General features: G+C 64.9%; 12 protein-coding genes. 2 read left to right on the forward strand and 10 right to left on the reverse strand.

Annotated features, from left to right (window positions below):
• From FFS60_RS27725 to edd, 10 genes are all read right to left on the reverse strand, one after another.
• Nucleotides 1-889 (reverse strand): D-hexose-6-phosphate mutarotase (locus tag FFS60_RS27725; protein WP_137823800.1); only part of this gene is annotated, 889 nt, incomplete at its 3' end.
• Between the two features lie 12 nt (nt 890-901).
• Nucleotides 902-2,125, reverse strand: coding sequence for a carbohydrate porin (locus FFS60_RS27730; RefSeq protein ID WP_171016596.1), 1,224 nt, complete (start codon nt 2,123-2,125; stop codon nt 902-904).
• 112 nt (nt 2,126-2,237) lie between these two features.
• Complete coding sequence (locus FFS60_RS27735) at nt 2,238-3,389, reverse strand: ABC transporter ATP-binding protein (RefSeq protein ID WP_028630346.1); 1,152 nt, start codon at nt 3,387-3,389, stop codon at nt 2,238-2,240.
• 11 nt (nt 3,390-3,400) lie between these two features.
• Entirely contained in the window at nt 3,401-4,246 is an 846-nt protein-coding gene (locus FFS60_RS27740) for a carbohydrate ABC transporter permease (RefSeq protein WP_137823801.1), read from the reverse strand.
• On the reverse strand, nt 4,239-5,147 hold the full coding sequence (locus tag FFS60_RS27745; RefSeq protein ID WP_028630344.1) for a carbohydrate ABC transporter permease: 909 nt from the start codon (nt 5,145-5,147) through the stop codon (nt 4,239-4,241). The genes FFS60_RS27740 and FFS60_RS27745 overlap by 8 nt, the downstream gene beginning before the upstream one ends.
• A gap of 226 nt (nt 5,148-5,373) precedes the next feature.
• The gene (locus tag FFS60_RS27750; protein ID WP_137823802.1) at nt 5,374-6,627 is read right to left on the reverse strand and encodes an ABC transporter substrate-binding protein; all 1,254 of its coding nucleotides are present in this window, start codon (nt 6,625-6,627) and stop codon (nt 5,374-5,376) included.
• 173 nt (nt 6,628-6,800) lie between these two features.
• Nucleotides 6,801-8,216, reverse strand: a complete 1,416-nt coding sequence (locus tag FFS60_RS27755; protein WP_051246834.1) for an ATP-binding protein — start codon at nt 8,214-8,216, stop codon at nt 6,801-6,803.
• A gap of 4 nt (nt 8,217-8,220) precedes the next feature.
• The gene (locus FFS60_RS27760) at nt 8,221-8,952 is read right to left on the reverse strand and encodes a response regulator (protein ID WP_028630341.1); all 732 of its coding nucleotides are present in this window, start codon (nt 8,950-8,952) and stop codon (nt 8,221-8,223) included.
• A 121-nt stretch (nt 8,953-9,073) separates the two neighbouring features.
• Nucleotides 9,074-10,042, reverse strand: a complete 969-nt coding sequence (locus FFS60_RS27765; protein WP_137823803.1) for a glucokinase — start codon at nt 10,040-10,042, stop codon at nt 9,074-9,076.
• Complete coding sequence (gene edd, locus FFS60_RS27770; protein ID WP_137823804.1) at nt 10,039-11,865, reverse strand: phosphogluconate dehydratase; 1,827 nt, start codon at nt 11,863-11,865, stop codon at nt 10,039-10,041. Before edd ends, FFS60_RS27765 begins: the two co-directional genes overlap by 4 nt.
• A 360-nt stretch (nt 11,866-12,225) precedes the next feature.
• Here edd and FFS60_RS28820 point away from each other — a divergent pair, with 360 nt between their 5' ends.
• Together FFS60_RS28820 and FFS60_RS27775 are read left to right on the forward strand one after the other, a co-directional pair.
• Nucleotides 12,226-12,366: a hypothetical protein gene (locus tag FFS60_RS28820; RefSeq protein ID WP_169338777.1), complete on the forward strand. Its 141-nt coding sequence runs from the start codon at nt 12,226-12,228 to the stop codon at nt 12,364-12,366.
• Nucleotides 12,367-12,430: 64 nt separating this feature from the next.
• Complete coding sequence (locus FFS60_RS27775) at nt 12,431-12,856, forward strand: organic hydroperoxide resistance protein (RefSeq protein ID WP_028630338.1); 426 nt, start codon at nt 12,431-12,433, stop codon at nt 12,854-12,856.
• The last annotated feature ends 159 nt before the right edge of the window (nt 12,857-13,015 follow it).

Here is a 13,015-nt window from a genome sequence, read left to right on the forward strand (position 1 = left end):
CCTTCAAACTCAACCTCGCTTCCTCCCCCGCCACCAGCTCCACGCTGTCCTCGCCACAGGCCGCGCCCTGCACGGAGAGAAAGCCAAGCCCTTCCGACCAGCTGACTTCCGCCAAGGGCCGGCTGCCCGGATGCCAGACCACGGTGCCAGGATTGCGCCCACCCTCGACGCACAACCGCCGCTGCCAGCCGGCGTCCTGAATCCGCACCCGACCACCGCGCCGGAACACCGTGTGGCAGCCGTCGATCACCCGTAGCTCACCTTCCTGCCGGCACGCCTCGCGGCTCAGCAGGTCGCGACCTTCGGCGCCGTCCAGCCCCAGTAACCCGACCCGCGCCACATCGCTGACTCGCCAATAGGCGTGCAACGCGTGGCTGAGTACGCAGGGCTCGCTGTCACGGTGACGGGTGACCAATTGCACGCTCATGCGCTCGCCCAACTCAGTCACCAGCTCCACCTGCCAGTCATGCAGGTCGAGGCGCCAGTTCAGGCGCACGCCGTCGGTGTCGGCCTCCTTGTGGATAAGTCGCCAATCCGACAGCCTCGCCCAACCGTGGTGCGGCCAACCACCTTCCATGGGGTGACGACCGAACCACGGCCAGCAGACCGGCACACCACCACGAATGGCACCGATGCGCGGCCAACGCGCCGCACACCAGAGCAACGGACGTTCGCCGGACGGCTGGAAGTGCAGCAACTGGCCGCCCTGGCGGCTGAACACCGCCGAACAGCGCGGATGTTCCACCAGCAGCAGCTCGCGCCCCTGATGCTCGGTCCAGCGAAAGGGTTGCCCATTCGCCGGACGTAACAGGCCGGCAAGGGGATGGTCAGCACCCTCCCCCGCCTTCACCAGGCACGGCCCGCGACGGCGGATTTCACCGGCGGTCATCGTCGTTCCCGGTCATTTCCACCAGTACTCCAGTTGCACACCGAAGTTGGAGCCGTGCAGGGCATCGCCGAAGGCGCCGGTATCCGACAGCGCCGAGCCTGCTGCCAGTTCGCTGGCCGCGCGCTGGGCGGCTTCGTTCCAACTGGCGTAGGTGTAGTAGAGGCGGATTTCCGGACGCTCCCAGAAACCGGGACCGGCCGGCGACCAGGTGGGCGCGATGGTGAACTTGGTCAGCTTGCGGGTGCCGCCCGGGGCTTCAACCTGGTCGCGGCCCAGTTCGGTGACCAGCTTGAACTGCTCGGTAATCGCATAGCTCGGACGCACGCCGACGGACAACCAGTTCTGGTCGTCGCCATCGGGGCGCTTGTCCTTCTGGTAGATCACCTCGAACTGGCCACCGAAGCGCGGGGTCACCTGCCAGTCGAAGAACTCCACCACGCGCCAGCTCTGGTTGGCGTTGTCCAGGGTCGGGTCGCCGGTGTAGCCCAGCGCAGTGCCCGGACCACGCCCGTATTGCAGGGCGAAGGTGTTCACCCCGCCGAGGAATTCCTTCTGCTTGTGCTGCGCCGCCACCGACCAGCCGCTGTGGGCGTCCGTGCTGTCGGGCTTATCGATGTAGCTGACACCCAGCTCCACTTCGCCACCGGGGTTGGTCTGGAAACCCGCGACGTTGAAGTCATGACGGTTGATGTAAGGGTCCTGGTCGTAGTTGTCCTTGCGCGAGAACACATAGCTGTATCTGAGGTCACCGATGGCCACTTCATCGAAGCCGAAGCCGGTAGCGCTCTGGTTCCAGTAGTAGAAGTCGGAGATGTGGATGTCGTTCCGCTTGTAGAAACGACGCCCCGCCCAGAAGGAGCCGCCGCCCAGTGCCGGCATGTTGCTCCACTCGGCGTACATCTGGTTCATCCGCGCGAAGCCGTGATCACCGGTGAACTCGGGCGTATGGCCGTATTCGTTGTAGAGCTGCGCCATGCCTTCGACGCTGACCACCGAACCGTCATCGAGCTTGAGCAGGTCCTGGCGCAGGTCCAGTTCGATGTACTGCTCGCATTCGTTCCCCAGACGGTACTTCGATTGCGCCCCCGGTAACTGGAAGCAGGATTGTGTGCTGCCCTCGCTGGAACCGCCGGCGCCGCTGCGCATGTAGCCGGTGAACTCCACCGCCTGCGCCACACCGGAAACCGCGAAAAGCGCGCAGGGCAGTACCCACAAACCTTTGATCGTCGTGCTCATGTCCACTCCAGATTTTTATTGTTGTACGTCGATGGATCGTCTTTCCAGGTAGCCCAGGCGCAATCCGGGAAGGCCGTGCCAGCCAATCCCCGGATTTCATCCGGGCTACAGCTCAACGCCCCTTGAGCTGCGCCACCTTGGCTTGCCGCTCAGGGCTGCGGGCCTTTCCCGGTGCACACAGCCGCTCGCCGCTTTGCGCGTCGAACAGCAGCACCTTGTCGGGCGCGAACTGCAGGTCGAGGGTGTCGCCTACGCGAACCGGCGCATCGGGGGCCAGACGGCAGCAGACCTTGGTCTGGTTGATCTCGACGAAGGCCAGGAGATCCGGGCCGGTGGGCTCCAGGACCTGCACCTCGGCACGAATGACCGGCAGGTCGCTGGCGCCGACCAGGACCTGCTCAGGGCGGATGCCGAGGGTCAGTTCGCGCCCTTCCAGATCGCCATCGGCGCCGCCCAGGGGTAGCTCGCAGTGGCCGTCGGCGCTGTCCAGCAGGCCCACCAGGCGGCCGTCGCGACGCTGCAGGCGCAGGGGGATGAAGTTCATCGGCGGCGAACCCATGAAGCCGGCGACGAAGAGGTTGGCCGGGTCGTTGTAGATCTGCTGCGGGGTGCCGAACTGCTGGATGATGCCGTCCTTCATCACCGCCACCTTGTCACCCAGGGTCATGGCTTCGATCTGGTCGTGGGTGACGTAAACGGTGGTGGTCTTCAGCCGCTGGTGCATCAGCTTGATCTCGGTGCGCATCTCCACCCGCAGCTTGGCGTCGAGGTTCGACAGCGGCTCGTCGAACAGGTAGATCTTCGGCCGCCGCGCCAGCGCCCGGCCCATCGCCACGCGCTGTTGCTGGCCACCGGAGAGCTGGCCCGGCTTGCGCTGCAGCAGGTGCTCGATCTGCAGCAGCTTGGCCACGCGCGCTACCTCGGCGTCGATATCGGCCGCCGGCATCTTGCGGATCTTCAGGCCGAAGGCGATGTTCTCGCGCACATTCATGGTCGGGTACAGGGCGTAGGACTGGAACACCATGGCGATGTCCCGATCCTTGGGGCTCATGCCGCTGATGTCCTGGCCATCGACCATGATCGCGCCACCGCTGATGCTCTCCAGCCCGGCGATGCAGTTCATCAGGGTGGATTTGCCGCAGCCCGAGGGGCCGACGAGGATCAGGAACTCGCCGGAGTCGATGGACAGCTCGATGTTCTTCAGGGTGTCCGCCAGGCCGCTGCCGTAGGACTTGTTGACGTTGCGCAGTTCGAGGGTTGCCATGGGTGCGACTCCTAGCCTTTTACAGCGCCGGCAGTGAGCCCGCGCAGGAAGTATTTGCCGGCCAGCACGTAGACCAGCAGGGTGGGCAGGCCGGCGATCATCGCGGCGGCCATGTCGACGTTGTATTCCTTGGCTCCGGTGCTGGTGTTCACCAGGTTGTTCAGGGCCACGGTGATGGGCTGGGTGTCGCCGCTGGCGAACACCACGCCGAAGAGGAAGTCGTTCCAGATCTGGGTGAACTGCCAGATCAGGCAGACCATGATGGTCGGCACCGACATGGGCAGCAGGATGCGCCCGAAGATGGTGAAGAACCCCGCCCCGTCCAGCCGCGCCGCGCTCACCAGGGCGTTCGGGATGCTCACGTAGAAGTTGCGGAAGAACAGCGTGGTGAAGGCCAGACCGTAGACCACATGCACCAGCACCAGGCCACCGGTGGTGTTGGCCAGGCCGAACTGGCCGAGGGTGAAAGACGCCGGCAGCAGCACCACCTGGAACGGCAGGAAGCAACCGAACAGCAGCAGCCCGAAGAACAGCTGCGATCCGCGGAAGCGCCACATGGACAGCACGTAGCCATTCAGCGCGCCGAGCAGGGTCGAGATGATCACCGCCGGAACGGTGATCTTCACCGAGTTCCAGAAGTAACCGCCAACGCTGGCCCAGGCCTTGGCCCAGCCCACCAGGGTGAACACGTCGGGCAGCGACAGCAGGTTGCCGGTGCGGATGTCGTCCGGCGTCTTGAAGCTGGTCAGCAGCATCACCACCAGCGGCACCAGGTACACGGCGCAGGCAACGAACAGCGTGGCGTGGATGGCCAGGCGGCTGAAACTGAAGGCGGGGTTTCCGGCCAGGCTAGTCATGGCGCTTGTTCCTCAGTTCGGAGTACAGGTAGGGCACCAGGATCGCCAGCACCGCGCCGAGCATGAGCATCGCGCTGGCGGCGCCGAGGCCCATCTGGCCGCGGGTGAAGGTGTGGGCGTACATGAACATCGCCGGCAGGTCGGAGGCGTAGCCGGGGCCGCCGGCGGTCATCGCCGCCACCAGGTCGAAGCTCTTGATGGCGATGTGGGCGAGGATCATCAGCGCGCTGAAGAACACCGGACGCAGGCTCGGCAGGACGATGCGCAGGTAGATGGTCGGCAGGCTCGCCCCATCCACCTGGGCCGCGCGGATGATCGACTGGTCCACCCCACGCAGGCCGGCGAGGAACAGCGCCATGACGAAGCCCGAGGACTGCCACACGGCGGCGATCACCAGGCAGTAGACGACCCGGTCCGGGTCCACCAACCAGTCCAGGCGGAAGCCTTCCCAGCCCCAGTCGCGCAGCAGCTTGTCCAGGCCGAGGCCGGGGTTGAGCAACCACTTCCAGGCGGTGCCGGTAACGATCATCGACAGCGCCATGGGGTAGAGGTAGACGGTGCGGATGAAGCCTTCGCGGCGGATGCGCTGGTCCAGCAGTACCGCCAGGAACACGCCGATCACCAGGCTGATGCCGATGAACATCCCGCCGTAGACCAGCAGGTTCTGGCTGGCCACCCACCAGCGGTCGTTGTCCAGCAGGCGCTCGTACTGCTGCAGTCCGACGAACTTGTAGCTGGGCATGAAGCGCGAGTTGGTGAAGGACAGCAGGAAGGTCCAGAGGATGTAGCCGTAGAAGCCGACCAGCACGATCAGCACACTGGGCGCCAGTACCAGCCTGGGCAGCCAGCGTTGCAGCGCGTCCAGCGGTGAGGCCTTGGCGAAGACTGCGGTTGAAGACATGGATAACTCCTCGCAAGGAAAGAGCTGTGGCACGGACCTCGTAGGAGCCAGCTTGCTGGCGAACAGAGGCAGCCGACCGGCATCGAGGTTGCCGACCAACTCCGCATCGCCAGCAAGCTGGCTCCTACAGGTAATTCAGGCGCGACAGATCCCGAGGCACATGCCTGGGCATGTGCCGGAAATCAGACCTGGAATCCGGCGGGGCAAGGCCCGCCCGGGTGCGCGCTTACTGCACCGCTTCGATCGCAGCGGCCAGTTGCTGCGCGGCCTTCTTCGGGTCGGCGGCGGGGTCGTTGAAGAAGTTGGTCACCACGTCGAATACCGCGCCCTGCACGTAGCTGGAGGCGGCCATGCCGTGGGCCAGGCTGGGCTGCAGGCCGTCGCCGGCCGCCGCTTCCTTGAAGTCCTTCATGGACTGCTGGGCGCAGGCGTCGAAGCTCGACATGTCCTGATCGAGGCGAACAGGGATGGAGCCCTTGTTCTGGTTGAAGAACTGCTGGAACTGCGGCTCGAGCACCGTGCGCGCCAGGTCGTTCTGCGCCTGGATGTTCGCTTCATCCTTGAGCTTGAACATGGCCAGGGAGTCGATGTTGTAGGCGAAGCTGCCCTGGGTGCCAGGGAATGGCAGGCACTGGTAATCCTTGCCCGCCACCTTACCGGCGGCGCTCCACTCGCTCTTGGCCCAGTCGCCCATGACCTGCATGCCGGCCTTGCCGTTGATGACCAGGCCAGTGGCGCTGTTCCAGTCGCGGCCGGCGGCGTCGGGGTCGACGTAGCCGCGCAGCTTCTTCAGGGCGGCGAAGACTTCCACCATCTTGTCGCTGGTGAGGGTCGCCTTGTCCTGCAGGACGAAGGCCTTGTGGTAGCCCTGCGGGCCGAGAATGCTGAACACCAGATCCTCGAACACCGTGCCGTCCTGCCAGGGCTGGCCACCGTGGGCGAGCGGGATGAAGCCGGCAGCCTTGAGCTTGTCGGCGACCGCGAAGAATTCGTCGAGCGTCGTGGGCGGCGTCGCGCCGGCCTTCTGGAAGACCTCTGGGTTTATCCACAGCCAGTTGACCCGGTGCACGTTGACCGGCACGGCCACGTAATGGCCGTCGTATTTCATGATGTCGGCGACCTGCTTGGGCAGCAGGGAATCCCACTTGCCCTCGCTGGAGACCTCGTCCAGCTCAGCCAGCAGACCCAGCTCGCCCCACTCCTGGATATCCGGCCCCTTGATCTGCGCGGCAGACGGCGGATTGCCGGAGACAGCGCGGGTTTTCAGCACGGTCATGGCGGCCTCGCCACCACCACCGGCAACGGCGAAATCCTTCCAGGTGTGGCCTTTCTCTTCGACGAGTTTCTGCAGGGTATCGGCGGCACGCTTCTCGCCACCGGACGTCCACCAATGCAGGACTTCCACTTCGCCGGCGAGGGCGGACAGGGGGAACAGGGAGGCGAGGGAAACGACAGCGGCCAGGCGGGAGATGGCATTCATGGACAGGGATACCTTCTTGTTTTTATGACTGTGCAAGTCGGTGCTTGCGCTTGCCTGCAGTCTAACCACGGCCTTCAAGCCCGCGGGTAACAAAGGGATAGTGGATGGTCACGGGGTGGTTACAAACGATGATGCGCGCGAAGGCACCCTCTCCCGAAGGGAGAGGGAAAGAATCAGGCCTGCCTGGGCAACCACAGCGTCACCCGCAAGCCGCCTTCACGCAGATTGCGCAGGCTCAGCTCTCCGCCATGGCTGTGCGCCAGATTCCGCGCGATGCCCAGCCCCAGCCCGTAGCCCTGCGTGTGGCCGGCCAGGCGGAAGTGCGGCTCGAACACCTGTTCCAGCTTCTGCTCCGGCACGCCGGGGCCTTCGTCGTCGACATGCAGCACGAAGGCGTCGTCGCTGTCTTCGATCTGCAGGTGCGCGCGCTCGCCGTATTTCAAAGCGTTGTCCACCAGGTTGCCGATGCAGCGACGCAGGGCCAGGGGCTTGCCGGGATAGGAGGCACTTGCCTCCCCTTCCAGCGTCACCTGGCCGGAGCCGAGGTAGGGTTCGATCAGCCCATGCAACAGGTGGTTGAGATCCACCGGCTCGATGTTCTCGTGGATGTCGGTGTCCTTCACGCACTGCAGCGCGCCCTTCACCAGCAATTCCAGTTCATCCAGGTCACGGCTGAACTTGGCCTGCAGCGTCTCGTCCTCCAGCAGCTCAACCCGCAGGCGCAGTCGGGTGATGGGGGTGCGCAGGTCGTGGGAGATGGCACTGAACAACTGGCTGCGTTCGCTGAGGTAGCGGCTGATGCGTTCGCGCATGCTGTTGAAGGCGCGGCTCACGTCGGCCACTTCGCTGCCACCGGCTTCCTGCAGGGGCTCCACTTCCGCCCCCAGGGACATTTCCCGTGCAGCCCTGGCCAGACGCTTCAGCGGGCGGCTCTGCCAGTGCACCAGCAGGCCGATGAACAGCAGCAGGAACGAGCTTGTGAGGATGATGAACCAGAGCTGCTGGGTGGGCAGGCCCTGGTCTTCCAGCGTGGCGTAGGGCTCGGGCATCAAGGATGCGAGGTACAGCCATTCGCTGGGCCCGATCTGGATCTGGGTGACCAGAATGGGCGGATTCACCGGCTCCAGGGTCAGCGCGTAGTGAGCCCAGGAGCGCGGCAGTTCGTCGAGCTTCAGGCCGCTGTTGAAGATGCGCAGATCGTCCGGATTGACGAAGTGCAGGGACAGGTCCACCTGCTTGCCCAGCCGTTCGCGCAGCACCGCTTCCACCTCGTCGAGCACCGCGCGCTTGCGCGGGGTTTCCGGCAGCACGCGCATCTCCAGCGGCTTGTCGTTGAGGGACACGAAGAAACGCGTGCCGCCCATGGAGCGCAACTGATCCAGCACCATGGGGCGGTAGCCGATGGGCAGCGAGCGGATGTAGCTGACGCTGGCGACCATGGATTGCGCCAGGCTGCGGGCGCTGGTGAGCAGGCCTTCCATCTGGCTGGCGCGCAGCTGCGAGACCCAGATGACGCTGGACAACGCCTGCGCCAGCAGCACCACCAGCAGGGTGAGAAACAGCATGCGCCCGAGCAGCGAGCGCGGCATCAGCCTAAGCATGGTGGTGCGGCGTCACCTGCGCCGCCAACAGGTAGCCCGCGCCGCGCACGGTGCGGATCAGCCGTGGCGCCTTGCCGGTGTCGCGCAGGCGTTGGCGCAGGCGGCTGACTGCCATGTCGACGATGCGCTCCAGGGGCATCACCTCGCGGCCACGGGTGGCGTTGGCGATGGTGTCGCGATCGAGGATCTGCTGCGGGTGGTCGAGAAAGAGCTTCAGCAGGGCGAAGTCGGCGCCGGAAAGGATCACCTCCTCGCCGTCCAGGTGAAACAGGCGATGGCTGATCATGTCCAGGCGCCATTCATCGAAGGCCAGCACCTCGACCACCGCACGCTCCTGACCGAAACCGACGCGACGCAACAGGGCCTTGATCCGCGCCAGCAGCTCGCGGGGGCTGAAGGGCTTGCCGAGGTAGTCGTCGGCGCCCAGCTCCAGGCCGATCACGCGGTCGGCTTCGTCGGAGCTGGCGGTGAGCATGATGATCGGCACCTGCGCGAGGCGCTGATGGGCGCGCACCCAACGACACAGGCTGAAGCCGTCTTCGTCGGGCAGCATCACGTCGAGTATCACCAGGTCAGCCGCCTCTTCACCCATGGCACGACGGAAGCCGTCGCCATCGGCCACGCTGCGCACCTGGAAGCCGGCGCGGCTCAGGTAGGTTTCTAGCAGTTCGCGAATCTCCTGGTCGTCATCAACCAGGAGAATGGATTTTCCGGATTGGCTCACAGTGGCCGTCCTTTGTTGTTCTGATCAAACACTGGTGATACGAGGTGCCGGTAGGATCGGTCGGGCGGCGTTCCGCGAGCCTGTGAAACCCATCGCTGGGGTTGATGGGTTTCGCTGCGCTCTACGCCATCCTACGGAGTGGCGACGGTTGCAGGGCGACGCCGGCGCCTTCCAGGCCGGGGTATTCAGCTGTCACCAGCCACACGGGGATGCCTTCGAAGTAACCGCTCATGCAGCCCTTGCTGGCGAAGGCGCGGGCGAAGCCGCTCTTCTGGAAAAAGGCTGCAAAGCGCGGCACCACGCCGCCGACTATATACACACCACCACGGCCGCCAAGGGTCAGCACGTTGTTACCGGCCACTCGCCCAAGCCAGCCACAGAACAGGTCCAGCACGTCCTCGGCCAGCGGGTCACCCGCCAACGCCGCCGCACTCACTTCCGCAGGCGAAGCCAGGCGCGGCGCATGACCGTCCACGGCACAGACGGCGCGATAGAGCTGCAGCAGGCCGTTGCCGCTGAGCACGTTCTCGGCGCTGACATGGCCGAGCTGGCCGTGCAGTTGCTGCCAGAGGGTTGCCTCGCGCAGGTTGCCCACCGGCAGGTCGACATGTCCGCCCTCCCCCGGCAACGCCTTCCAGCGCCCTTCGCCTAGCGGCAATAGGGTGCCGACGCCAAGGCCGGTGCCCGGACCGATCACCACCGCCGGACTGTCCGGGTCGGCGACGCCGGGACAGACCTGCAGCTTTTCGTGCTCGCGCAGGCGGGTCATGCCCAGGGCCATTGCGGAGAAGTCGTTGATCAGCAGCAACTCCTCCACCTGCAAGGTGCGGCAGAAGGCCGAGCGGCTCAGGCGCCAGTGATTGTTGGTGAAGCGGAAGTGCTCGCCACTCACGGGCCCGGCCACCGCCAGGCAGACGGCACCCAGGCTACCCAGCGCCAGGCCGAGGCCGGCAAGGTAATGACTGATGGCCTGTTCCGGCCCGGCGAAGTCGGCGGTGGCCAGCACCCGCACAGACTCCAGTTCCTCGTCGCGCCAGAGCGCGAAACGCGCATTGGTACCGCCAATGTCTCCGACCAGCGCCAGCTTCACTTCAGGCTCTCCAGGTTGCGGGTGAAGGCGCTGGCGCCCTGCTCGGCGCTGCTGAAGGACTCGCGCATGAAGGCAAAGAGTTCGCGCCCCGTTCCGACATTGGCTTCGAGGTCCCAGGGTGCCAGCTCGCGGGCGGCGAATTCGGCGGCATCTACCAGAACTTCCAGAGTGCCGGTGGTGCCGTCCACGCGCATCAGGTCGCCGTCGCGCACCCGCGCCAGCGGCCCGCCGTCGAAGGCTTCCGGGCAGACGTGGATGGCGGCGGGAATCTTGCCCGAGGCGCCGGACATGCGCCCGTCAGTGACCAGGGCCACCTTGAAGCCACGGTCCTGCAGCACACCGAGGAAGGGGGTCATCTTGTGCAGCTCGGGCATGCCGTTGCTGCGCGGGCCCTGGAAGCGCATCACCGCCACCAGGTCGCGGTCCAGCTCACCGGCCTTGAAGGCATCGGCCAGCGCCTGCTGGTCGTGGAAGACCCGCGCCGGGGCCTCGACCACCTGGTGCTCCGGTGCCACGGCGGACACCTTCATCACGCCACGGCCGAGATTGCCCACCATCACGCGCAGACCCCCTTCCGGCGAGAAGGGCGTAGAAACCGGGCGCAGGATGGATGCGTCCAGACTCTTGCCCGAACCTTCGCGCCACACCAGCGTGCCGTCTTCCAGGAACGGCTCCCGGGTGTACTGGCGCAGGCCACGCCCCATGACGGTGTTGACGTCTTCATGGAGCAGGCCGGCATCGAGCAGCTCGCGCACCAGGAAGGCCACGCCGCCAGCGGCGTGGAAGTGATTGATGTCGGCCTTGCCGTTGGGATAGACGTGGGCCAGCGTCGGCACCACCTCGGAGAGGTCCGCCATGTCCTGCCAGGTGAGCTGGATGCCCGCCGCCTGGGCGATGGCTGGCATGTGCAGGGTGTGGTTGGTGGAGCCACCGGTGGCGTGCAGGGCGATGATCGAGTTGATCAGCACGCGCTCGTCGACGATTTCGCCAATGGGCACGAACTGCCCGCCCTGCTTCGTCAGGCGCGTGACCTGGCGCGCCGCCTCCACGGTCAGCGCCTCGCGCAGCGGGGTATTCGGGTTGACGAAAGACGCACCCGGCAGGTGCAGGCCCATCACTTCCATGAGCATCTGATTGGTGTTGGCGGTGCCGTAGAAGGTGCAGGTGCCGGGGCTGTGATAGGCCTTCATCTCCGACTCCAGCAGCTCGTCGCGGCTGGCCTTGCCCTCGGCGTAGCGCTGGCGCACTTCGGCCTTTTCCTTGTTCGACAAGCCCGACGGCATGGGCCCGGCCGGCACGAAGATCGACGGCAGGTGGCCGAAGCGCAGCGCGCCCATCATCAGACCGGGGACGATCTTGTCGCAGATGCCGAGGAACAGTGCCGCATCGAACATGTTGTGCGACAGCGCCACCGCGGTGGACATGGCGATCACTTCGCGGCTGGCGATGCCCAGTTCCATGCCCGGCTCACCCTGGGTGACGCCGTCGCACATGGCCGGCACACCGCCGGCCACCTGACCCACCGAACCGATGTCGCGCAGGGCCTGGCGGATTTTTTCCGGGTAGTCCTCATAAGGCTGGTGGGCCGAGAGCATGTCGTTGTAGGCGGTGACGATGGCCACGTTGGCCGAATCCATCAGGCGCAGGCGCTGCTTGTCGCCACCACCGCAACCGGCCACGCCATGGGCGAAGTTGGCGCACTGCAGCTTGCCGCGCTGCGGCCCATCGCTGGCCGCCTTGTGAATCATCGCCAGGTAGCGCTCGCGGGTTGCGCGGCTGCGCTCCACCAGGCGTTCGGTTACCTCAAGTACGCGGGGATGCATGGATTCGACTCCAGGTAGCGGGTGGATTTGTTTTTATACAAACCACAATACTGCCAATTCGATTAGAAATTCACTAGGCAATGCAAAATATTTTGTTATTACAACAACAAAATCAAAGAGACCCGCTCTCATTCATATAGACCACCGACTCGGGCGGGGCCCGCAGCATAACCCCCGCCCCGCTCCGCCACCTATTCCACTCATGGCGCATTCCAGAGGCTTATGTCTTTTCTGATTTGGCGGTAGAACAAAATGCTCTAAAAATTAACTTGCACGCAAAATAACTCAGCAGTAAATTCTGCCTCACCGAATTACTTAGCACGCCAAACATTAACGAACCAACTACATCGGAGAATCGCCATGAAAGCCCTGATCACCTTCACCGCCATCCTCGCGTTTTCCTCCGCCAGCTTCGCCGATACCGGGAGCAGCGAGCAGAAAAGCAGCGGCAACGGTAGCGGCGCCCAATACCCGGAATGGCTGATCAACCACGACGGCTGATCCAGATAACCCAGACCACCCACGCACACCACGCAATCCAAACCTGACTGAAAAGGAAACCATCATGAGCATCGAAAACGTTCTCTACCGCGCCTACGCAGAAGCCACCGGCGGCCGTGAAGGCCGCGCCATCTCCTCCGACGGCGTGCTCGACGTCAGCCTGACTACCCCGCGCGAGCTGGGCGGCGCCGGCGGCGAAGGCACCAACCCCGAGCAACTGTTCGCAGCCGGCTACTCGGCCTGCTTCCTCGGCGCACTGAAGTTCGTCGCCGCCCGCGACAAGCACAAGCTGCCGGCCGATACCTCCATCGAAGGCATCGTGGGCATCGGCGCCATTCCCACCGGTTTCGGCATCGAAGTGGAACTGCGCATCGACATCCCCGGCCTGGACCGTGAGGAAGCCCGCGCCATCGTGGACAAGGCCCACATCGTGTGCCCCTACTCCAACGCCACTCGCGGCAATATCGACGTGACCCTGACCCTGGTCTGAGTGGCCTGTGTCTTGTAGGGGTGAATTCATTGGCTATGTCTGCGTAAAGTGTTGCTAGAACGTCCTGAGCCCAGCTGCTTGCCGAGTTCTGCGGATGTTTCTGGTTTCGTCCCCCCGGACGAGTCCCTTTCTCAAGCGCCGAAAGGAACCAAAGGGCTT

Origin of the sequence: Pseudomonas sp. D(2018) (assembly GCF_005502555.1) — a bacterium.
Lineage (GTDB): Bacteria > Pseudomonadota > Gammaproteobacteria > Pseudomonadales > Pseudomonadaceae > Metapseudomonas > Metapseudomonas resinovorans.